At 60.3% G+C, this 22208-nt stretch carries 20 protein-coding genes; 10 read left to right on the top strand and 10 right to left on the bottom strand.

What is annotated here, in order from left to right:
• The first annotated feature begins 64 nt into the window (after positions 1-64).
• From ABIB44_RS10215 to ABIB44_RS10185, 7 genes are all read left to right on the top strand, one after another.
• A complete protein-coding gene (locus ABIB44_RS10215) occupies positions 65-1996 on the top strand; it encodes a T9SS type B sorting domain-containing protein (RefSeq protein ID WP_354584559.1) in 1932 nt (643 codons plus the stop codon).
• A gap of 620 nt (positions 1997-2616) precedes the next feature.
• Positions 2617-3018: a T9SS type A sorting domain-containing protein gene (locus ABIB44_RS10210; RefSeq protein WP_354584558.1), complete on the top strand. Its 402-nt coding sequence runs from the start codon at positions 2617-2619 to the stop codon at positions 3016-3018.
• Between the two features lie 304 nt (positions 3019-3322).
• Complete coding sequence (gene fbaA / locus ABIB44_RS10205; RefSeq protein ID WP_354584557.1) at positions 3323-4408, top strand: class II fructose-bisphosphate aldolase; 1086 nt, start codon at positions 3323-3325, stop codon at positions 4406-4408.
• Positions 4409-4551: 143 nt separating this feature from the next.
• Positions 4552-5544: an L-glyceraldehyde 3-phosphate reductase gene (mgrA, locus tag ABIB44_RS10200; RefSeq protein ID WP_354584556.1), complete on the top strand. Its 993-nt coding sequence runs from the start codon at positions 4552-4554 to the stop codon at positions 5542-5544.
• A 177-nt stretch (positions 5545-5721) separates the two neighbouring features.
• Entirely contained in the window at positions 5722-6564 is an 843-nt protein-coding gene (locus ABIB44_RS10195) for a helix-turn-helix domain-containing protein (RefSeq protein WP_354584555.1), read from the top strand.
• Positions 6565-6647: 83 nt separating this feature from the next.
• Positions 6648-7265 carry a cupin domain-containing protein gene (locus ABIB44_RS10190; RefSeq protein ID WP_354584554.1) on the top strand — a complete coding sequence of 206 codons (618 nt, stop codon included), beginning with the start codon at positions 6648-6650 and terminating at the stop codon, positions 7263-7265.
• A 117-nt stretch (positions 7266-7382) separates the two neighbouring features.
• On the top strand, positions 7383-7913 hold the full coding sequence (locus ABIB44_RS10185; RefSeq protein ID WP_354584553.1) for a hypothetical protein: 531 nt from the start codon (positions 7383-7385) through the stop codon (positions 7911-7913).
• A 40-nt stretch (positions 7914-7953) separates the two neighbouring features.
• On the opposite strand, the gene ABIB44_RS10180 is transcribed toward ABIB44_RS10185, so the two are convergent.
• The 8 genes from ABIB44_RS10180 to ABIB44_RS10145 form a co-directional block, all read right to left on the bottom strand.
• Complete coding sequence (locus ABIB44_RS10180) at positions 7954-8613, bottom strand: hypothetical protein (protein WP_354584552.1); 660 nt, start codon at positions 8611-8613, stop codon at positions 7954-7956.
• A 145-nt stretch (positions 8614-8758) separates the two neighbouring features.
• Entirely contained in the window at positions 8759-10252 is a 1494-nt protein-coding gene (locus ABIB44_RS10175) for a hypothetical protein (RefSeq protein ID WP_354584551.1), read from the bottom strand.
• Positions 10253-10449: 197 nt separating this feature from the next.
• The gene (locus ABIB44_RS10170; protein WP_354584550.1) at positions 10450-10779 is read right to left on the bottom strand and encodes a hypothetical protein; all 330 of its coding nucleotides are present in this window, start codon (positions 10777-10779) and stop codon (positions 10450-10452) included.
• Positions 10780-10981: 202 nt separating this feature from the next.
• The gene (locus ABIB44_RS10165) at positions 10982-11731 is read right to left on the bottom strand and encodes a hypothetical protein (RefSeq protein ID WP_354584549.1); all 750 of its coding nucleotides are present in this window, start codon (positions 11729-11731) and stop codon (positions 10982-10984) included.
• Between the two features lie 145 nt (positions 11732-11876).
• On the bottom strand, positions 11877-15284 hold the full coding sequence (locus ABIB44_RS10160; protein WP_354584548.1) for a hypothetical protein: 3408 nt from the start codon (positions 15282-15284) through the stop codon (positions 11877-11879).
• A gap of 150 nt (positions 15285-15434) precedes the next feature.
• Positions 15435-16916 carry a hypothetical protein gene (locus ABIB44_RS10155; protein WP_354584547.1) on the bottom strand — a complete coding sequence of 494 codons (1482 nt, stop codon included), beginning with the start codon at positions 16914-16916 and terminating at the stop codon, positions 15435-15437.
• Positions 16917-17056: 140 nt separating this feature from the next.
• Positions 17057-17467 carry a hypothetical protein gene (locus ABIB44_RS10150; protein ID WP_354584546.1) on the bottom strand — a complete coding sequence of 137 codons (411 nt, stop codon included), beginning with the start codon at positions 17465-17467 and terminating at the stop codon, positions 17057-17059.
• A 100-nt stretch (positions 17468-17567) separates the two neighbouring features.
• Positions 17568-18833: a hypothetical protein gene (locus ABIB44_RS10145; RefSeq protein WP_354584545.1), complete on the bottom strand. Its 1266-nt coding sequence runs from the start codon at positions 18831-18833 to the stop codon at positions 17568-17570.
• A gap of 306 nt (positions 18834-19139) precedes the next feature.
• Here ABIB44_RS10145 and ABIB44_RS10140 point away from each other — a divergent pair, with 306 nt between their 5' ends.
• The 3 genes from ABIB44_RS10140 (at position 19140) to ABIB44_RS10130 (ending at position 21117) form a co-directional block, all read left to right on the top strand.
• Positions 19140-19529 carry a hypothetical protein gene (locus tag ABIB44_RS10140; RefSeq protein WP_354584544.1) on the top strand — a complete coding sequence of 130 codons (390 nt, stop codon included), beginning with the start codon at positions 19140-19142 and terminating at the stop codon, positions 19527-19529.
• Positions 19530-19641: 112 nt separating this feature from the next.
• On the top strand, positions 19642-20658 hold the full coding sequence (locus ABIB44_RS10135; protein WP_354584543.1) for an NAD(P)/FAD-dependent oxidoreductase: 1017 nt from the start codon (positions 19642-19644) through the stop codon (positions 20656-20658).
• A 132-nt stretch (positions 20659-20790) separates the two neighbouring features.
• Positions 20791-21117 carry a 2Fe-2S iron-sulfur cluster-binding protein gene (locus tag ABIB44_RS10130; protein ID WP_354584542.1) on the top strand — a complete coding sequence of 109 codons (327 nt, stop codon included), beginning with the start codon at positions 20791-20793 and terminating at the stop codon, positions 21115-21117.
• 163 nt (positions 21118-21280) lie between these two features.
• Here the strand turns inward: ABIB44_RS10130 and ABIB44_RS10125 are convergent, their stop codons facing one another.
• Positions 21281-21535, bottom strand: coding sequence for an anti-sigma factor family protein (locus tag ABIB44_RS10125; protein WP_354584541.1), 255 nt, complete (start codon positions 21533-21535; stop codon positions 21281-21283).
• Positions 21536-21545: 10 nt separating this feature from the next.
• Entirely contained in the window at positions 21546-22127 is a 582-nt protein-coding gene (locus ABIB44_RS10120; protein WP_354584540.1) for a sigma-70 family RNA polymerase sigma factor, read from the bottom strand.
• Positions 22128-22208: the final 81 nt, after the last annotated feature.

The following is a 22208-nucleotide window of genomic DNA, read 5'->3' as shown; positions in this document are numbered from 1 at the left end:
CGGCTTTCGCCGCGCCATGCCCCTACCTGCTACTATCCACTTCCTTCTCAGTATCTTACTACCTATGAGCCGTGTAATATTCCGAGTACCGGGCCTGGGGCCGCTGCTGACGCTGTTGCTGCTGTTGCTGTTGCCGCAAATGGCTTCGGCCACGCACATTGTGGGCGGCGAGCTCGATTTGCATCATACTACCGGCAACAACTATACGCTCACGCTCAACCTGTACTTCGATGCCATAAACGGCCAACCGGGTGCAATTCGGCCCATGATGGTGGCGGTCATCTATGCAAAGAGCAGCAACAAGTACATTGCCACCGTGCGGATGGGCAAGCTGAGCGACACCTTCGTGCAGTACACCAGCCCCGCCTGCTCCATCGGCTCGCTCAGTACCCGCAAGCTGGTGTATTCCAGCACCGTCATCATTGATGCTTCGCAGTTTAGCGACCCCGAAGGCTACTACATTGCCGTTGAGAACTGCTGCCGCAACTCCAGCATCAGCAACATTGTGGCTCCCGGCAATGCGGGCCAGGCCTACTACCTCGAGTTTCCGGCGGTGGTGCGCAACGGCCTGCCCTTCATCGACTCGACGCCCCAGATTTTTCCGCCCCTGAGCGACTATGCCTGCCGGGGCGAGATGTTCTATTACGACTTTGGCGGCCAGGACCCCGACGGCGACTCGCTGGCCTACGACATGGTGACGCCCCTAAACGGCCACGCCACCCCAAGCAACCCCGACCCCGGCTTTGCCGTGCCGGCCCCTTACTCGCCGATAACCTGGGGAGCCGGCCTCAGCGCGCAGAACCAGATGCCCGGCGCGCCCACCTTGCAGGTTGATGCCCACACCGGCCGCCTCACGGTGCGGCCCACCGACCTGGGGCTGTTCGTGTTCGGGGTGCGCTGCGCGGAATACCGCAACCACGTGAAGATTGGCGAAACCCGCCGCGATTTCCAACTGCTGGTGGTGAACTGCGCCACCAACCAGCCCCCCCGGTTGCAGGTAACTGTACCCGGCCGCACTACGCCCTACCGCTTTGGGCGCGACACGCTGCGCCTGGTGCCCGGCGGCAACCGCTGCCTCAACATCCGCTACACCGACCCCGACCCCAACTCGGTGCTCACGATGAGCACCCGGGCCGTGAATTTTACGGGCCAGCTGCCCACTTTCACTACCCGCACCAGCGGCACGGTGCACGCCGCCGGCCAGCCCGATACGCTCACGGCCACGCTCTGCTTTCCGGACTGTGCCGATACCAAGGGCAAGGTATTTCTGCTCGATGTAATTGTGGCCGATAACGGGTGCAGCCTGCCCAAGCACGACACGCTGCGGGTGGCCTTCATTGCCACGCAGCCGCCCAATGCGGCACCGGTGCTCACCAGCACGCTTCCGGCCGCGCCCCTGCCCGCGTCGGATGCCAACCCGGCAGTGGTGCACATCGTGCTCGGCCAATCGTACGCGGCTACCCTACTGGGCCTCGATGCCGACAACAATGCCCTGGCGCTCACGGCCGTGGGCGAGGGCTTCGACCTGGCAGGAGCCGGCATGCGCTTCACGCCCCGCAACGGCGCGGGCCGGGCCACGGCCGACTTTGTGTGGAATCCCGACTGTGGGGCCGTGGCCGCCACCGGTGCCGGCTCCGGCCTGCTGGTGCGCTTCCGGCTGACCGAGGCCGGCCCCTGCCTGCCGCTGCCGCAGGAGCGCGCGGTACGTTTTATAGTCGACCCCATACCCGACCCCAAGCCCTTTCAACCGTCAAACGTCATCACGCCCAACGGCGACAACTACAACGATTACCTCTACATGCCCGACCTGCCGCTCGATTTTTGCGACCGCAAGTTTGCCAGCATTGCCATCTTCTCGCGCTGGGGCCAGCCGGTGTTCAAGTCCGCCGAACGGGGGTTCAGGTGGGGCGGGCAGGGCTCGGGCGGGCTGTATTATTACCTCGTAACGTACACCGACGGCCGTCGCTTCAAGGGCTGGGTGGAGGTAATTATGTAGATGGATGGTGGATTTTCCAGCCCGTCAGGCCGAGTGTGGCAGATTTCCGCACTCGTTCCAGCTGCCCCACCTTCCCGCTCTGTTTTCTGTGAAGCTTAAGCATTCACGCATCCGTAAGCGTATTGAATGGTACGTCATGCTGAGCGTAGTCGAAGCATCTCTATCTCGTGAGTAAATGAATTACTAATGCGGTAGAGATGCTTCGACTACGCTCAGCATGACCGCCTTTTTGCTACGGTTACTTGTGTGCGACTGCTTAACGAGCGTGCTTGAACAGGCACAGCCATAATAGCAGGTATTAAAGCTCCTCTGGTCGCGTCGTCGAACGAAAACTGCTGATGTCACTCAACGACGAGACGCAAGGATGCGTCGATACGCCGTTTTGACGACTTTCTAAACAGCTCCATTAGCGCGGGTGGAAGCCACAACACGTCGGCCCAGTCCCTGGTAATTGGGAGCAGCTTCTGCCGTTGGGGCGGGCCAGGCTGGTATTCGCCGAGCCGAGCCCTTAGTCTGCCGATTTTTGGAGCCGCATCGCCGGAAACGTCATTTTATTTATATCGAAATAGCTTCTCCCATCATTTTTGGTTGCTTATCGCCTACACCTACCCTCTCCCCGCATGGATTTAACGTTTCCACAAGCCAACTTGCCGCAACCGGCGAGTGGCTCCGGGCCGCTTTCACGCCTCTCCAACCTTCCCCCGCACCGGTATCTCGACCGCGAAATCGCGCCCTTGATTCTTGGCCAGAATGCGCCCAATCCGCATCAGGGTGAAACCTACGTCCCCTTCACCCTGCTGTATCCGGCCGACGTGCGCCTCGAAATCTACGATTTGCTGGGCCGCAAGATGGCGGCAGTAGTCCGCAAGGGCCTCAGCAGCGGCGAGCATCGTATTCAGCTTAACCTGCGTGGGCTGCACTTGCCCCTGGGCGACTATCCGTACCAACTGCTGGCGAGCTCCGGCTACGGCCAGCACTGCCTGAGCCGTGTGATGACCCTCACGCTGGAAGACGCGGAATAACCAGCTTTTTTGCGGGCCGGCATTGTGCCTTCGCCAGCCTGGCCTATATTGCCTGTTGAAAATCAAGTAGAAGTGTGCGTGTGAAATAGTGCCGAGAGGCTGGCCGCTGCAACGGCCAGCCTCTATTTTTTTACCCGCTGGCGGCGGTGCCGGGGCCTGTACCCTGCGCAAACGGCCGCGTTTGGCCCGGGGCTTTCAGGTTCGGCGGGGCGGCCCGTACTTTGCACGCGCGGCCCGGCCCGGGTTCGCACGCTTGCCTTTGCCTCCCTCATACCACCGCGGCCTAGCCGCACAACCTCTTTTTATGGCTGACCAAACCCTTTCCGGCCTGCGCGCCGGCGTGCTGCACGGCGACGAAGTGCAGGCCCTCTTCCGCCACGCCAAAGCCCACGGCTACGCCCTGCCCGCCGTGAACGTAACCGGCACCAACACCGTGAACGGCGTGCTCGAAACCGCCAAAGCGCTGAACTCGCCCGTAATGGTGCAGTTCTCGAACGGCGGCGCGCAGTTCTACGCCGGCAAGTCGGTGCCCAACGACAAGCAGCAGGCCAGCATCGCGGGCGGCATTTCGGGCGCGCACCACGTGCACCAGATGGCCGCCCTCTACGACGTGCCCGTGGTGCTGCACACCGACCACGCCGCCAAAAAGCTCCTGCCCTGGATTGACGGCCTGCTCGATGCCGGTGAGAAGTACTTCCAGTCGCACGGCCAGCCCCTGTTCAGCTCGCACATGCTGGATTTGTCGGAAGAGCCGATTGAGGAGAACATCGAAATCTGCAAGCGTTATCTCGAGCGCATGGCCAAAATTGGCATGACGCTGGAGATTGAGCTCGGCGTGACCGGCGGCGAGGAAGACGGCGTGGACAACTCCGACGTGGACAGTTCCAAGCTCTACACCCAGCCCGAGGAAGTGGCCTACGCCTACGAGCAGCTGAGCGAAATCAGTTCACGCTTCACCATCGCGGCCGCTTTTGGCAACGTGCACGGCGTGTACAAGCCCGGCAACGTGAAGCTGCAGCCCAAAATTCTGCACAACTCGCAGGAATTTCTGCGCCAGAAGCACAACATCGCCGAGGCGCTGCCCATCGACTTCGTATTCCACGGCGGCTCGGGCTCGACGCAGGAAGAAATCCGCGAGGCCATCAGCTACGGGGCCATCAAGATGAACATTGACACTGACCTGCAGTGGGCGTTCTGGGAAGGAATCAAGGACTACTACGTGAAAAACGAAGGCTTCCTGCAGGGCCAGATTGGCAACCCGACCGGGGCCGACTCGCCCAACAAGAAATACTACGACCCGCGCGTGTGGCTGCGCAAAGGCGAAGAAACCTTCGTGACGCGCCTCAAGCAGGCGTTTGAGGATTTGAACTGCGTGAACCGCCGGTACTAACGCTTAGCGTTTATTGACAAGGAAAGTAACGTCATGCTGAGCGCAGCCGAAGCATCTCTACTGCGAGAGTAATCCCGGTAGAGATGCTTCGGCTGCGCTCAGCATGACGTTCTGTTAGTATCCCATACCTCATCATTCACCCCATGCCCTATCAGCCCAGCCCCGCCCGCTACCAGGAAATGACCTACCGCCGCTGTGGCCGCAGCGGCCTCAAGCTCCCAGCCCTCTCGCTGGGCCTGTGGCACAACTTCGGCGGGGTCGATACGTTCGAAAACGGCCGCGCCATCCTGCACCGCGCCTTCGACCGCGGCATCACGCACTTCGACCTGGCCAACAACTACGGCCCGCCCCCCGGCTCGGCCGAGGAGAATTTTGGTCGCATTCTGCGCGAAGATTTTCAGGGCCACCGCGACGAGCTCATCATCTCGACCAAAGCCGGCTACCACATGTGGGAAGGCCCCTATGGCGAGTGGGGCTCCAAGAAGTACCTGGTTTCCAGCCTCGACCAAAGCCTAAAGCGCATGGGCCTGGAGTACGTCGACATCTTCTACCACCACCGCCCCGACCCCGACACGCCCCTGGCCGAAACCATGGCCGCTCTCGACCTCATCGTGCGCCAGGGCAAAGCCCTGTACGTGGGCATCTCCAACTACCAGCCCGCCGAAGCCGCCGAGGCCTTTCGCCTGCTGCGCGAGATGGGTACGCCCTGCCTCATTCACCAGCCCAAGTACTCGCTGTTTGAGCGCTGGGTCGAAGACGGCCTGCTCGACTTGCTGGACACCGAAGGCGTAGGCTGCATCCCCTTCTCTCCCCTGGCCCAGGGCCTGCTCACCAACAAGTACCTGCACGGCATCCCCGACGACTCCCGGGTGGCCAAAGGCGTCGGCTTCCTCACCGAAACCAATCTCACGCCCGAGCGTCTCTCGCAGGTCAGCCGCCTTAACGACCTGGCGAAAACCCGCAACCAAGGCCTGGCCCAAATGGCTCTCTCCTGGCTACTGAAGGACGAGCGGGTAACGTCCGTCCTCATCGGCGCCAGCAAGCCCGAGCAACTGGACGACTCATTGAAGTGCCTGGAGAATCTGGTGTTTAGTAAGGAAGAATTGGCGGTGATTGAGGGGGTTTTGCACAATTGAACCGTGCAGTGAGGCTATACTCAGGCCGGCTTCCAGTGTTATCGGCCAGCAGAAACGTCATTAATATTATACTTAGTTATTATATTTCATCCTTATTGGGTAGTTAAGCAATTGAGTAACTGCTGTTCGGCCCGCAATGGGGGCAGGCTTATTAGCAGGTAATAAATGTGAACGGCCATGGACCTTGCCCTACTGCAAACCCTCCTTCCGCAGGCCAACTTGCTGCCGTTTGTGCGGGCTTACCAGGTATTCCGGTTTGTGTTCGAAGGCGATGTGCCGCCCCCGCCGAAATTTCATGCGCCGCGGCCGGAGCATTGCCTCACGTTTTACCTGCGTGACTGCCAGAAGTTCAGCGGGCTCGATTTAATGGCCCTTACGGCCTATCCAAGGTGCATTGTCAGCGGCATCTACAACCGGCCGATTTACCGGCACGGCGGGAAAGATTTCTGGGCCATCAAAGTGGTATTGCAGCCCGGGGCCTTCTACCGGTTCCTGCGCATTCCCACGACCTACATCACCAACTCTTTTTTGGATGCCGAGGCCCTGTGGGGTCCCGTCATTGGCCGCGTTTGCGACCAACTGGCCAACTGCGCCACCCTGGACGGTATGATTGCCACCATCGAGCAATTTCTGCTGGCCAGGGCGCGCGACAGCCGGGAACCGTTGCTGCCCATCGACCGGGCCGTGCAAAGCCTGCTGAGCTCAGGTGCCTCGCACCACTCCCTAACCGCCATTGCCAGTCAATCCTGCCTCAGCACGCGGCAGTTTATTCGCAAGTTTGAGGAGCGGGTGGGCGTGAGCGCCACGATGTTCCACCGCATTGCGCGGTTCGATAAAGCCTACCGGCTCAAAAATAACCGCCCCGACCTCGATTGGCTGTCCATTGCCATCGCCACGGGCTACACCGACTACCAGCACCTGGCTAAGGATTTCAAGGAATTCACCACCCTGACGCCCCGCGCCTTCTATGAAATCGAAAAGACTTCGCCCGAGCGCCGCTTCGGCCTGCACGAAGGCTAGCAGGTTGGCAGTTTTTTACCACCAGCCCCAGACGTAGCCGCCCTAAGTTTGCCTCCATACAATCGCCCTTTAGCCCCGCTCGTATGGAACGCCGAAATTTTCTCTCCACCAGCCTGATAGGGGGCATGAGCATCTGCCATTTCTCTGCCGATGCCGCTGCCCTGGCAGCCGAGTATGGCGCGCCCACCCCGGCTTTCTACATCCCGCCTACTGCGCCGCTCGCGCCCGGCCCGGGGCATGTCGATGTGCGCACCATCGTGCACAGCCGCCAGACCGGTATGCAGTTCTCGAACGTAGAAGTGGCCGTGGCCCCCCGGCAAATGGGTCCGGCCCCTCACCTGCACAAGAATTTGGATGAGCTGATGTACGTGCTGGAAGGCACCGCCACCGTCATGATTGGGACGGAGATTTATGAAGTGCACGCCGGTGGCTGGAATTTCCGCCCCCGGGGCGTGCCGCACACCTTTTGGAACGCCTCCGATGCGCCCCTACGGTTTGTAGACTGCTTTTTCAACCAAAGCTTCGAGGATTATCTGGAGGAGTTATTTCACCAGATTATCCCCGATATGGTGAAGCAGAACCTCACCCCGGCCGCCCCGCCGATAGCCAACAGAATTGCCGAGCTGGACCAGAAATTTGGCGTGACCTGGTTTCACGAGCAGCGCCCCGCCCTCATTGCCCGCTACGGCCTCAAGGCCTGACCGGCCCCAGCCGGCTGCCTCGCTCAGCCGGCCACAACCCGCCCGTTACGACTCCCCCACCGAGCCCCAACAGACGCTCGAAGGGCTTGCCTATGTCCACCATTTACCCCCGGTACCATGAAAAAGTGCTTGTTTGCCTCGCTCCTCGCCGTGCTTTCCCTGGCCGGATGCACAAAAACTGACCCCCTAGAAGGCACCCCGGCTGCTACGCCCCTGCGGGCCAATGGCCAGGGCCATACGTCCGGAAATACGGTGCCCTTAAAGGGGTCATTCACAACCGTTGCTACGCCGCTTCCCAGCAGCCCCGGGGAGCTACGGCTTCAGATTAATGGCGCGGGCAATGTTTCGCACCTGGGGAAAGCCCGGTTTCTCGACTATGCAACCGTTGATTTCACCAGCGGCCCGCCCTTCCACGCCACGGGCACATCTACGGTGACGGCCGCCAATGGCGACCAGTACTTTACCACCTTCACGGTTAGCATTACGCCCCGTCCAAACACCACCCAATCGGACGTTCTGCTACTCCACACAATTATCGGCGGCACCGGTCGGTTCAGTAGAGCCACGGGTTTCTATACCGGGCACGATGTGCTTGACACTACCACTCCGGTTGGCTTGCTGACCATTGAAGGCGAAATCTCTTATTAGCAGCCCCATGGCACGAAAGAATTAACCTTCTACGCTTGCTCTACTTCCCAATCGAGCCAATCTTGGGCTGAATCTGGATAATAAACCGCTTATTCAGCGCCTCCTGGCTGCCGGTGTAGCGGCCCGCGCCGCGAAAGCCGCTGCCGGCCGCCACCACTTCCAGGTTCCCTGGGAAGCGTAGCCCCGCCTGCTCCCAGAGGCGAATTACGGCCAGGGCACGGCTGTAGCTGAGCTGGCGCACGGCCGGGCCATCGAGGTTGTGCGGGTCGTTGGCGGGATAGCGCAGGTCTTTGGCAGCGCGCCCCTCTACCACGATGAGATACTGCACGTTGTCGTCGTTTTTTATCGACTGCATCTCCCTTAGCAGGAAGCGGCCGGCTTTCACGAGCGGGGTTTGGGCTTCGTAGGGCAGCACGTCGCTCTTGGGCGCGAAGGTGACCGGGAATTTCAGCTCGTAGCGCTTATAAGTGGGGTTATACTCGAAGTAATTGCTTTCGAGGCGCTTGAGTGCCGCTTTGATTTCGTCGAGCTTGCGCTTTTCCTGCACCTGCACTTTCAGCTCCGAAATCAGGCGCTCGTTGTCGCGCTGCTTGTCGTTGGAGCGCTTGAAACCCAGCACGAACAGCACGAGCATAATGAGGAACAAGGCCGTCATAAGGTCCACGTAACTGGGCCAGAAGAAGTCTCGGCTCTCTTTCATGTTGCTGGTTTTATTCGATTAAAGTTAATTGAACGTCATGCTGAGCGCAGCCGAAGCATCTCTACTGCGCAAGTAATCATTTACTATTGCGGTAGAGATGCTTCGGCTGCGCTCAGCATGACGCGCTGAGGCAGTTGTCGCTACGTTACTTCTTCCCCAGCACGGTGCGCTGAAACCAGTTCGGTTTCGTCAGCTCTTCCAGCACTTTATTCGTGCGGTCCACCTGCTGCAAAAGCTGCTGCTGGAGCTGCGCATCGGCCAGCAGCCTTGCCTCCATGCGCTGCATGGCTTGGGCAGACAGCGACGCTTGCCGCTCCTGCAACACGTTCAGGTCCTTTTGCTGGGCCGGGAGCTGGGTGAAAGGATTCAGATACTCCGTGATTTTCTGGTAGATATTATCCTGATTCAGGCGGCGGAAATGCTGCTGCCACTGCTCGTGGGCAGCGCTGGCTTCCTGCTGCAATTCCTGCAGGCGGCCGTCGAGCTCAGCATCCATGCGGTGCACACCCTCGCTCACGCCCTGGCGGATTTGCGCGCCGAGGTCGACCAGCAGCTTGCCGTGCTGGCTGAAGAAGGCAACCTGCTGGCGCAGCGCATCGTCGTGCTGCTGCAGGTACTGCGGCACGCTGGCGAGGCCCTGTTCCAGTGCCGTGAGGCGGTTGAGGAGCGCGCCGATGGTCTGAGCGGCCTCATTGCTGTGCACTACGGTGGTATTCAGAGCGTGCTGGTAGCCGAGGAATTTCTCGAAAGTCTGGGCACTTTCGTCCACTCGGTCAAATACCTTAATGGTGGCGTTGGCCAGCTCCGAGTAGCCAATTTTTTCGAGCTGCTCCAGGAAGCGCTTCTGCACGCTCACATTCTCGGTAATGCTGGCGATAAGCGGCGTGAACTCGTGAATCTTGCTAAAAAAGTCGTTCTGAATCTGGCTAAAAAACTCGGCGTTGAAGGTATCCAGCACCGATTTGAGGTTACTCATGCCGGCCTGCATGTCGGAATTCAGCTTGGGCAGCAGGGCTTTTTGCAGAAAGGTGTAGTAAGCGTTTTTGTGACGGTCGCGGGCGGCGCGGGCTTTTTTGAGCAACTGGTTGCCAGCCAGCGTGAAGGCCAGGCCAAACAGGCTGCCAATCATGGCAATGAGCACCCCGCCGAGGAAGTGCTGCACATCGGTATTACTGAACGAGGTATCCTTGGCCGGGTCCACCACCGCCTCGGCAAACGGGTTGCCCACCAGCGCCAGCAAGCCCAGAATAGCGCCCGTGAAGGTGCCCAGCAAGCCCAGATACAGCGGCGTAGCAATCTGGGCCTGAATCTCCTCGTCCAACGCTTCGGCGTGGCGCTCGGAAATGTCTTTCAGAATACCAAAATCGGCCGCCGCGCCGCGGTTATTAAGCAGGTACTCGTTGGTATCGGTGATGATTTGGCCGAACTCCAGAGAGGCATCGCGGGTGATGAGGGCATCATACTGAATGGCAAAGTTCTTGTCCGGGTCGGCGGCGGTGTAGGCGATGGGCTGCACCGCCACCGCGCCCGCCGGCGGGTACATGGCCTGCACCCGGGCCGTGAGCTGGCGGTTGTGCAGGAACACATATGCCTGCCAGGCCACCAAGGCCATGATGAGAAGAATTTCAATTAGGAGCATAGCGGGGATTTACGGCGAATGTAGAGACGCCTACTTGCGTCTACTCTTTGAACGAACAAGACCGTCGTAGTAAACGTCATGCCGAGCGCAGCCGAGACATCTCGCGTGTGGTAGTAATCAAAACAACTAAACGATTGATTTACTGCCACCCGCGAGATGCCTCGGCTGCGCTCGGCATGACGTTCTTTTACGTCGCTCTAGCTCAGCGCGATTTCGGCCTTCTGCACCACATGCCAAGCATCGTCGCGCTTTTCCAGCTTGCCGGGCGTCAGGTTTTTGATGGTGGTGAACTGCTCCGTAGGAGGCAGCTCAAACTGAAAAAATTCTTTGAGCTCCCGCACGCCGTTGCCGATGATGCGCGACTGGTCGGCCTGCGGGCTAAACGAGAATTGCGCCGTTTCGGCCGCCGCGTGGGGCAGCGTAATGAGCAGCGGCATCTGCGGCAGCGGGTTGGGGCTGAGCTTGCGGTGCTCGATGCTGGGCACGTCGGGGGCCGGGGCGTAGTAATGTACTGGTCCACTTGGCACAGGTGCAGCCACTTCCCCTGAAGCCCCTGCAGCGGTGGAATCAATTAATTCTTGAATAGGCGGTGGCGTAGAAACCTGCGCATTCAATTCGATGGTTTGGCCAAGCTTGAAAGTTTCTTCTTCTTGTTTCATAGGTTTAGAGTAGCGTGCTGGGTCCAACTCTGCTCGACGGTGAGGCACCGTCCAATCATATTCGGGTTCTTTATTCTGGTGTTTTATTTGATGCTTCTTCATGAGAGTATGGTTTTGTGGGTGGTACAGACCACCCTTCCCGACCAACCTGGACAATGGGCTTTTCTTCGGATGGTGGTTCGGGTAATAATGCAAAATTGACATCAGCATAAGGGCTGGAATCAATTAATTTCTGAATGGCAGGTGGTGTTAATGTAGGAGCATCCAATTTAATATTTTGGCCGCGCTCCAGGGGCTGGTTCTCGTCGGCAGGCAGCACGGGGGGCGTGGTGGGGTTCATCGCAGCAGGACGATGTGGTACTTGCGACCACGTCTCGGGCGAATTGGCAGCAGGGCCACGGGAATTAAAATTCGGCTTATTTTTCCTTTTCGCTTCCGCTGATTTGTCAGCGGGCTTCGGCGTACCCTGAACTTCACGCAATGACCGGATTGTTACGTTTTTAGCTTGGACATCGCCTGCTGTCGCAGGAGGAACGGCGGGAGCCGAGTCTATGGGCGCGGCCAGCGCACTCGCCGCATCGGAAGCAGCGTCTAGACGGCCAGGCAATCTCCACACGTTCTGGAAGGGAACTTTTCGTACGGGCTGAATCGAGGATTCCGGCGCGGCATCTCTTAGCAGGCGCGCCGCTTCAACAGGCCGCGCCGAGCGTCGCGTCCACAGCCACGCGCCTAATGCCCCGATAGCCACACCACCCAGCACCGCCCAGATTGTCGTCAAATTGGAAGTAGTTGTGGCTGCTGATGCGGCAGTAGATTCCACAGAGGAGTCAACTGTGCGGGGAAGAGGCTGCGCCCATCCTGCTGGCACGCCGCCCAACCCCCACAGCAGCGCGAGCAACAGCAGCGGCCGGCAGCTCCCAAAGGAATCGCCGGCCGGCTGTGAAAAGCGCGCCGCGCCAGGGCCGCTAATTGAACGGCTGCGCGTCATGAAGCACCTTGGATAGCTCATACAGGGCGTTTTTGAACGGCAGGAAGAACAAGGTCTCGGGTACGGTATCGCCATCGCGCAGCACGTCGGCGTACTGCTGGCGGTAGAGGTTGAACGAGTCGCCGAGGCTGCGCTCCAGCGTGCTCATCACCAGGCCCTGGTCGTTTTTCACGCCCAGGTCGGCCTGCACGCGCTTCAGTTCGGGGTCTTCGAGCAGCAGCTTGAGGCAGGCGCGGGCGTTACTAAGCACTGATTGCTTGATTTCGTCGGTCACGGCCGAGGCTTCGAGGTGGTGTTCGCCTTGGTCAGCCAGCGGATTTTCCGGGTCGGGCAGCCCGCCCACGGGGCGCACCAGGGGCGGGTCCTGCGGAATCTGGCCGGTGGCGAGCACGCCGCCGTTGGCGGTGGTCTGCTTGGGGTCGTCGGCCAGCTTGATGCGGAAATCGGCCGGCACGGTTTGCCCGGTGGCTTTTTCCATGATGAGGCGGGCCAGCTTCTCCACCGGCTGCAGGTTGGAACCGGCGGCCAGCAGGCGCACGTAGAGGCTGCCGCGCCCGGTGAAGCATAGGTAGCGCGGCAGCTGCTGGCCGTTGGCCACCGTCACCTGCGCCACGTGGTAAATGAGCGCGCCGAAGTGCAAGTAGAACAGCACCCGCAGGTGCTCGGCCCGCAGCAGCCGCTCGCTGAAACCCAGCAATTGGTCGTAGCTGAACAGGAAGCTGGCCACGTCTTCGGAGCCGAAATTATCGGTTCCTTCGGCCACCAGCACGTATTCGCGGGCCCGGCGGGCGGCGGGGCTCAGCACTGCGCTCTGCACGCCGGCCACGCCGAAACGTACGAGGCCGTTGTCTTTCGCACCGCGCACTTCGGCCCCGCCATCGCCCCAGAGGTCATTGCCAGCGAAGCGGAACGAGGTACTGAGCACTGGCTTGCGGTCGGCGTAGAGCAGCACGTCGGTGGTGCCGCCGCCGATATCGATAAAGGCCGCGTTTTCGCCCGGCCCCAGCGTCACGATGTTGCGGCGGGTGAGGTAGTAGTACGGCGCAGTGCTCTCTACCATGCAGGGCATGGAGTTGGTGGTGTGGAAAATGCGGTGAAACAGCGTATCCCACTCGCGCTGGTAGAGGTTGCGCTGATACGTCGAGAAGCTCAGCGGGGCAAACCAGGTGATTTGTGTGGCCGCCAGGTTACCACCATTCAGCGCCACTTTAGAGCGGCACAACAGCAGGATTTCGGCGAAAAATGCCCGTACGCGGTTGGTGTTGGCGATGTTCAGCGAGTTATCCCACTTCAGGTTGGTGTGGTAGTTGGGCCGCCGCTGCTCCTCGGTGATGATGCCGAAAGCCACGTTGATGTTGCCGAGCACGCTCAACTCCTGGGTAGCATAGTTGGCGGCCTCATAAGTAGCGGTGCGGGCCGGGAAAGCGTAGGGCGAATTATCAGCGCCAATAATCGGCGGCACGAATTCGCGCTCCTGATACTGCTGCCAGCGCTTAATCTGCACGAAGTTGGCCGGGTCATCGTCGATGCCGCGGTACAGGCGCTCGTAGGGAGTGCGGTCGGGCTCAGCCGTCGATTTTTTCAGCAGCGCCACCGGCGTATCACTGAGGCCGAAACTGAACGGCTTGGGCTCCTGGCCGGGGCTATCCTGCATGGCCACGTGGGTGTTCGTGGTGCCGAAGTCGATGGCAAAACGGTACTCCTTGGTACCCTGGCGCTGCTCAGGCCAGCGCGGGATGATGAGCGCGCGGCCTTCGGCCGGGGCCGGGTTCAGCACTTCGAGGTAGTCGAAATGGGTGCCTCGCACCTCGAAATAGGTGCTGCCTTCGTCCTGGCTGGTCTTGGGGGTGCGGTCGTAGCGGGTGGCGCTCTGGTCGGTGCCGGTTTCGCTGAGCTGGTGGCCGTTGGCCCAGAATTTCAGGTCGACTTTCTTGGTCACCATGCTCGGGTCGATGTTGTTGGCATCGACCAGCATGACTTTGTAGAAGTCGTTGAACTGCGGCGCATCGGCCACTTTCACAAACGGAAACACCGATAGCGCCATATTGGTCACGCGCAGACGGCCCATGCCCTCCCCTTGCGGGTTGTCGTAGTAAGCGCGCTCGTAGTCCACGTAGTCGCCGCCGCTAACCGGAACGCGCAGCTTCACCCGGATGCAGGCCGATTCCAGCTCCAGCGTGAGGTGCTCGGCCAAATCCGCCTGCGTGAAGTAGTCGAAATACATCGGCTTGATGGGCAGCAGCGGCCAGCTGCTGGGCCGGTAGCCGGGCGCGACTTTGAGGTTGCCGCAAAAGAACCGTTCGGCGTCTACCTCGTAGGGTACGGCCAGCAGGGTCTCTTCCAGCAGGTCATTCACCGTCAGATACGGGTAGGGCAGCTCCGGGCCAGGCAGCGTGCGCTCCTTCAGCGGCCGGGTATCGGCGGCGGGCACGGTAGCCCCGCTGTCGGCAAACAGGGTTTCGTTGTAGTACTTCTTGCCCACGGCCTTCAAACCAGGGCGCAACACGATGGGCAGCGGGCCGCCCACCCCCGCCCGCGTGGGCCGGATGAACAGGTCGGAGCCGCGCACGGTGCCCTCGTCGGGGCGCACGCGCAACAGCACGCCGGCCACGTCAATCTGGTTGTTCGAGGCGTCGGTAAGGATGGGGAAGTTGCTCAGGCTGGCGGTGCCATCCATGGCCCACTTCTGCAGCAGGCCGCGGTCGAGGGTATCGCGCACCAGCGGCGCGAGGGCCGTCAGGGCCGGGTCGCCCACGAACTCCTGGTACACGTAGTCGCGGAAGGCAGCTTCGCGATTGGCCAGCGGCACGTATTGGTTATCAAAATAGTAGCCTCCACCTTGCGGGCGCTGCACGGGCAGTGGCTTCACATTAGGAGCCGGGAAAAACAGCGTGAGCGGCGAGGTGCCGCCAATGAGCTGCGGCACGCCATTCGCGCCGGGGAAGTAAATGAGGTGCATCTCCGTCAGCTTGGCAAAGCGGCCGTCGAGGTACAGGGCCAGCACGTCGGCCAGCGGACGGGTGGCGGGGTTGGCGCGCAGCTTGGCCAGCTCCTCATCCTTGCGCCAAGCCCGGATTTGCAGGCGCTGGCTGGCCAGCTTGCGCTGGTGGAAGTTGAAGACCATTTCCCACACGTCCCAGAAGTGGCTGACGAGCTGGTGGTACACCGAGTCCTGTATGGTGCCGCCCTGGGTGACGAAGCGCAGTGCGGTTTCGACCAGGTGCATGCGGGCGAAGGGCGAAGGGATGGACACGGCCACCTTGGCGGCGCGGCCGCCCTGCGGGTCGAGCAGGCGCTCGACTTCGTGAGGGCCGATTTTACCAGTCGGCCCCCAGCCCTCGTGGGTGCTGGAGCCGGTGTCGTGTAGTCGCAGGATTTTAGCCATATTGTGATTTATAGTCGAAATCAGCACGTCATGCTGAGCGCAGCCGAAGCATCTCTACCTCAGTACTAAATAATTGCTTACGCAGTAGAGATGCTTCGGCTGCGCTCAGCATGACGTGCTTTTTATGCCAGAAATAAATTGATTGGGCGCTTAGGAATACTGCAGCTTCTTGTCCAGAATCTCGCCCGTAGCGTCCTCAAACGCCTTCACCACCCAGCGTAGCGCCTCATTCTCCGTCGGATTAGAAAGCGTGGCTTTGCCCACGGCCTTGGTCAGCTCATCGCGGAAAAAGCCGGGCGTAATGCCTTTGCTGAAGATGCCGGTTTCCACCGTTTTATCGGTCACCATTTTATTGAAGTCCTCCTCGTCGGCGCGGATGGCGGTGTAGCGGCGCTGGTTCACGCCCAACTCCCGAATCCATTCGTTGTATTCACCGAAAAAGTCGGTCAGCTCGCGCAGGGCGCGGTTGTTGCGCAACTGAGCAGCCAAGTCGCCGGCCTCGTAGTAAGGCGCTTTGGCATCTTCAGGAGTGTGCTTGAGGAAGTAGCGGGCGAAATAATGCAGCTGAATGAGCGGGCGGGCTACCTCCTGGCGCATATCGGCCGGCAGCTGGCCGAAATCGATGTCGGTGGCGTCCGATTTCAGGCCGTATTCGTGGTGAATCGGCTGGTTGCTGTCGAGCTGGTTGTCGGGCACTTCCATGAAGTGCTGCACCGACAAGGCCCCCAGCATTTCGAGCAGGTGGGCCTGGTTGCGCTGTTCGGCGCGGCCAGGGTGGTTGGCCAGTGGCTGGCCCGGCTGGTCGCCGAGGTAGTACATGGCTTCCAGCCCCTTCAGGTTGTCGGCATAGTACGAAAGCGCCGTTTTGGTCTTCGTAATGAAGGTGTTAGAGTCGATAAAATCCTGCCCGGCAGCCTTTTCATCGGCCGAAGGCTCCTGCAGCTTGAAGTAGGGCAGCATCACCAGCGCGCCGGCTTTGAGGCGGCGGCGCACTTCGGGGTGGGCCAGGGCTGAGTTGGGGTCGCGCAGGTTTTTCACCAGCAGCGGGAAGCCGGCCGCGCCCGTACCGCCAAAAATCGAGCTGATGAAGAAGGCCCGGTCGCCGTCCTGCAAGCTCTGGGCGAGGTAGCGCATTTCCTTGGACTGCACCACCGCATTCAGCACTACCGAGCCCACGTTGGGCGAGCCGCGGAAGCCGACGTCGAGGTTGGCCGCAAGGCTGTCCTGGGTAAACAGCAAATCGACCAGCCCCTGCGTTTCCACCGAGAGGTCGTTGTATTTGAGGTAGTCGCGGAAGGGCTGGCTGATGCCGCCGAAGTCGTAGACGAATGAGTCGCGCAGCTCCTCGCCGCCGCCGCTGGTATTCAGGTGGGCCAGCGTGTTCATGGGCTGGCTGAAGAAACCGGTTTTCTCCTTCTGGCCGTCGCCGTACAAGGCTTCATGGATGCGGGCGTAGCGCTTAAGCAGGGCCACCGTGCGCGTCACGTCGCCGTTCTGGGTGTCGGGGTCGATGAGGACGGGCACCAGCTGGTCGCAGTTCGGAATTCTAACTCCTGACGCCAGTAGCATGGTGAGGGAGCGCAGCACGCGGGCCCCGGTGCCGCCCACGGCGAAGATGAATAGTTTGGACATAGCTTGACTGTAATCAAAATTAAATCGCCTGTCAGCCTGAGCTTGCGAAGGACCTTATCACGGCTAAACTATTTGCAGTAAATCAGTCGGCTTAAACGAGATAAGGTCCTTCGCAAGCTCAGGATGACAGATGGAAAAAGTTAAAACGGCCCCACAAACGGCGTGGTGCGCGCATATGTGCTCCACCGCTTCAGCAACACCGAAAAAAGGAGGAACCACAGCGCGGCCACCAGCATGTTCACCACCATGAAATAGCCGAGGTAGCTACTCACTTCCGCGCCATGGCTTTTGCTGAGGCTATTGGCCAGAAACACGCCCAGGCCAGCGGCCAGCGCCAGCGTGAGCGCCCAGTGCGGCGTGCGGAACATCCCAGTACGTATGGCCGAGTTGAACACATAGTAAAACGCCAATACCAGCAGCAGGCTCACGCCCAGCGTGCTCCAGCCCACAAGCGAGAACAAATCCGTTTTATACAAGCCATAATCGGCGGGGCGCTGGCTTTGGAAAATGGAAATAAGCGCCGAGTACAGGCTGGTGAAGAAGGTTTGCATTTTGTTGGTGCTTGGTTATTAGTGCTTGGTGCTTGGTATTAAGCGCTTGGGGCTTGACATTTATAATCCAGGCACCAAGCACCAACAACCAAGCACCATTTTACTTGTCGTTTTTGAGTGGCAGCTGAACCGTAAATACGGGCGGTAGCGCGGTTGGATACGATTGCCGGACGCCCGCCAGGATTTGGTCGAGGCCAAACGTGCGGGGCGCGGGCGTATTGTCGTTGGTGGTGCTCCAGGCCGAAACCCAATCCGGCGTTTCCGGAGCAGGCAGCGAAACGGTGAGCGTGGCGGTGGGTGCCGCCAGCTTGCTCACCCGCAGGCGCACCACGTGGGTGTAGGGCGCGAGCACCGGCTGGCCGCTCTGCTCCTCATCGGTGAGCGGACGCACCGAGTTGGGCAACAGGCTAGCCTGGCCGTTGGGCAGGCGCACCTGCAGATGTTGGGCCAAAAATGCCGGCTGCTGCCACGCGGCGGGCAAACCAGCTAAGTTTAAGCCCAAAGAAAATTCAACCGGGTCGGAAGACGCATCCAGATTGACCACTTGGTTTTGCTCGTACACGGTACCACCGCTCGATTTCAGCTTTGGGTCGGTGAGCTTGGTGAGCAGCGGGGCGAAGGCCGGCGTATTCGTTTTCAACCCAAAAAATGCCTGCTGGGCCGGCGCGTTCCGGAACACCTCGGCCGCATAGCGCGCCACCTGCGCGGGCGGGCCAATCACCCACACGTAATACGGTACCTTTTCGCCGTTGAGCGTGCGTTTCTGCACCGGCGTTTTCACGGCGGGGAAGTAGCTGCCATAGAAACGCGAGGTTTCGCCGAACACGGCCACGGCCAGCTGCTGCCGGCTCACGGGCGCGATGGCCGTGCGAATGAGGTTGGGCAGCTGCGAGAAATCAGATTTGCGGGCCGGGCCATAGATGAAGTCCGAAATTACCACGCTCACGCCCTGCGTGGCCTGCGGCATGCTCAGAATGCCTTCCAGCATCTGGGGCAGCTCGGTGCCAAGGGCTGCCTGGCTCACCTCGCCCTGCACCACGTCGCGCAGCTGCTCGAACTTCACGGGCCGGGGCGCGGCGTTTTCGCAGAGGTAATATTTGCGCTCGGCCACAGCCCCGCTCACCTGCGTTTCGGTGATGAGCGCCCCGATGCGTTTTTGAAATTCGGTAGCCGGCTTATCGGCCCCGCCGCGCGGCACAAAGCCTTTCATTCCGCCGGAATACTCCAGAAAAACGCTGACGTGCAGCGGCGCAACTTCGGCAGCAGCGGGCGTTTCAGTCGCGGCTTTCGCGCCTTTGGCGGGCTTGCTGGTGGTGGTTTCGGCCGGTTCCGAGTTGCAGGCGGCTAGTAATGAAAGCGACCCCAAAAGCACTCCAGCAGTCCGGAAACAACGAGACAAACGCGGCGTGAGCAGGCCCACGGAAACAAAAATCGGCATAGAAGAAACGCTAGACAAGGTTTTGAGGCGAAGTATAGGCATTACGCAACGAATTGCCCGCCGGCCGAAAACCACAGCCACTAAACGCCCAACCGGTGCTGGTGGTACGTGCTGGGTCGTCAGTGGCCCGGTTTTTGGCCGGCTGGTGCAAACGTACCTTTGCATCAACCGGCCGGCCCGGCAACCAACCCGCCAGTTACCTCGACCAGAAGGGGCGCGTAATTTATTCAGAACATGCGCCTTATTGCCCTTCGTCCCGAATACCAGCTGATGGTGGAAACAGGCCGCAACCGTGTTTTTTACCAGAATTTTGCGGCCATGCAAACCGCCGAAAGCCTCCCTCACTACCTGGCCGACTGGACCGCCGCTCTCGCCGAAGTGGGCCCCGGCTTTCACATTCTCAGCGACATGCAGGTCGTGAACCAGACCAGTAGCGCCCTGCGGGCCGATTTCCAAGCCGTTGAACAACTCATTGTGGCCCGCGGCGTACGCATAGTGGCCGAAGTACACGTACCCGGCCTGCCCACCCGCCGCCACACCGATGAAGTGACCACCGCCCAGGCCATGCCCGTGCGCCAGTTCCTGAGCATCTGGGAAGCCGCGCATTTTCTGGATTATCTGTAGGTTTCGGCCAACGTTTTCGCCTAGCTTGCTGTTATAAATCCGGCCGTCGTTGGCGGCCCCGGCCCCGGGGCTTACCTTTGCGGCCGCTTTTCTTCAGGCACCCATTGCTCTTATGCCCAACACGATTTCAACCGATATTTGCATCATCGGAGCCGGCCCAGTCGGTCTGTTTGCCGTTTTTGAAGCCGGTTTGCTCAAGCTCCGCTGCCACGTGGTGGATGCCCTGCCCCAACCCGGCGGCCAGCTTTCCGAGATTTATCCCAAGAAGCCGATTTACGACATTCCGGGTTTCCCCGAAATTCTGGCCGGCGATTTGGTCGACAATCTGATGAAGCAGATTGAGCCCTTCCACCCCACGTTTACGCTGGGCGAACGGGTTGAGCAGTTCCAGAAGCTCGACGACGGCTCTTTCCAGCTTTTCACCACCGACGGCACCGAGATTCATTGCAAGGCCGTGGCCATTGCCGGCGGCCTGGGCTCGTTCGAGCCGCGCAAGCCGGCCGTCGAAAACCTCGAAAACTTCGAAGGCGGCAAGGGCGTGCATTACATGGTGCGCGACCCCGAAAACTTTCGCGACAAGAAAATTGTGATTGCCGGCGGCGGCGACTCGGCCCTCGACTGGACCAACTTCCTCGCCAACGTGGCTTCGGACGTGACGCTTGTGCACCGCGGCACCACCTTCCGCGGGGCCGCCGACTCGGCCGAAAAAGTGCAGAAACTGCACGAAGCCGGCAAAATCAAGCTCGTCCTCAGCTCCAACGTTACGCACCTGCACGGCAATGGCACGCTGAAGGAAGTGACCATCACCGGCAATAACGGCGAGGCCGAAACCGTCCCGCTCGACTGCTTCATTCCGCTCTTCGGCCTCACGCCCAAGCTTGGCCCCATCGGCGAGTGGGGGCTGGAAATTGAGAACGATGCTGTGAAAGTTGACACTCTCGACTACAGCACCTCACTGCCCGGCGTGTTCGCCATCGGCGATATCAACACCTACCCCGGCAAGTTGAAGCTGATTTTATGCGGCTTCCACGAGGCCGCGCTGATGTGCCAGGGCGCGTTCAAATACATTTTCCCCGATAAAAAATACACCCTGAAATACACGACGGTCAACGGAGCTCCCAGCCTGTAATCTGTTCGCGCAGAACGTCATGCCGAGCTTGCCGAAGTATCACTACTGCTCAAGTAATTATTTACTATTGTAGTAGAAATGCTTCAGCAAGCTCGGCATGACGTTCTTTTGTGCTGCCCACCCAATAATCTCATGGAAGACGACATTCGCATCTACGTTGAAGATGCCCCCGGCCAGCGCACCGAGCTTATCGGCCCCACCGACATGGGCCTCAGCCTCATGGAGCTGCTCAAAGCCAGCGGTTACGACATTCAGGCCACTTGCGGCGGCATGGCTCTGTGCGCCACCTGCCACGTCGAAGTACTGGCCGGCCCCGCCCTGCCCGAGCCCGAAGATGCCGAACTCGACATGCTCGAAACGCTGCCCGTGGTGCTCGAAGGCTCGCGTCTGAGCTGTCAGATTCGCCTCACGCCCCGTACCGATGGCCTGGTAGTGCGCCTGGCCCCAACGGGGGCGTAGGTCCTAGCCCCAGTGGAAGGGCGTATCGGCAGGATGCGTTAAGCTTGCGCAAGCCCTTTCGGGGCGACACTCGTTCATCGACTGTCGCCCCGAAAGGGTTTTTTTTGATGGCTGACATGGCTTTGCTACCGATATGTCGCCCCGCCAAGGTGGAACAATGGCATTACCCGGCCGCAATCAGCCGCTCCCGCATCCGCTCCTTGGCTACCACCGACAACCCCGGCCCAGCCTGCGCGCGGCCGGTAGCCGAGCCCCGCGCCCACTCGGCAATCAGAACGGTTTGCTTGGAGTAGCGCTTGCAGTTGGGGCACAGGTGCAGGTGCAGCCACAAGCTGGCGCGCTCGCGGCGCGGCATTGCGGGGTCTTCGCGCTGCTCGATGAGCAGGGTGGCGTGCTGGCAGGTAATAAGTCGTAGCATAGCGAATAAATTAGGACTGGCCGAGGCCGTGTTTTTCGAGGCAGCGGCGCAGTTGAAGCTTGGCCCGATGCACGATAACCCAATAGTTGGCCGAAGTCAGTCCCAGCTCCTGACAAATTTCTTCGGCCGATAATTCCTCCACGAAGCGCATGGCGAACACCGCGCCCTGCTGGGTGGAAAGCCGCTCCTGGCACCGCCCCAGAATGTCGTGCAACTCCTGCTGCTCGAGCGCGGCATCAGCCCGGAGCCAGCTGCTGGGGGCCTGCGGCCCATTCCAGTGGCCATTGGCGGGGTTGAAGTAGTCGGATTCGGGGGTCCCGCCCCCGTCTCCCAGTTCATCGAGACCAATGTGCGGGGCGCGGGCCTGACGACGGTAGTGGTCGATGATTTTGCGACGGATAATAACGAACAGCCAGGTACGCTCCGAGGCTTCGGCCCGGAAGGCAGCCAGGTTGGCCAGCGCGCTGAGGAAGGTTTCCTGCACCAGCTCTTCGGCTGTTTCAGAGTCGGAAACACGGCTCAGCGCAAAGCGGTAGAGCTCATCGCCGAAGCGAGCGGGCCACTCGGCCGGAACGGGAGTTGCTGAATTCATGCGGGGCGACAACTAAACGGGTTGGGTCGCGCCGCAATATTACGCCTCGCTCAATGAGCAAGTGTCGATGAGCAACGAACA

This window comes from Hymenobacter sp. UYCo722, assembly GCF_040547115.1.
In the GTDB taxonomy this organism is placed as follows: Bacteria; Bacteroidota; Bacteroidia; order Cytophagales; family Hymenobacteraceae; genus Hymenobacter.
Note: the sequence above shows the minus strand (reverse complement) of the source record. Positions and strands in the feature narration are given on the sequence as shown.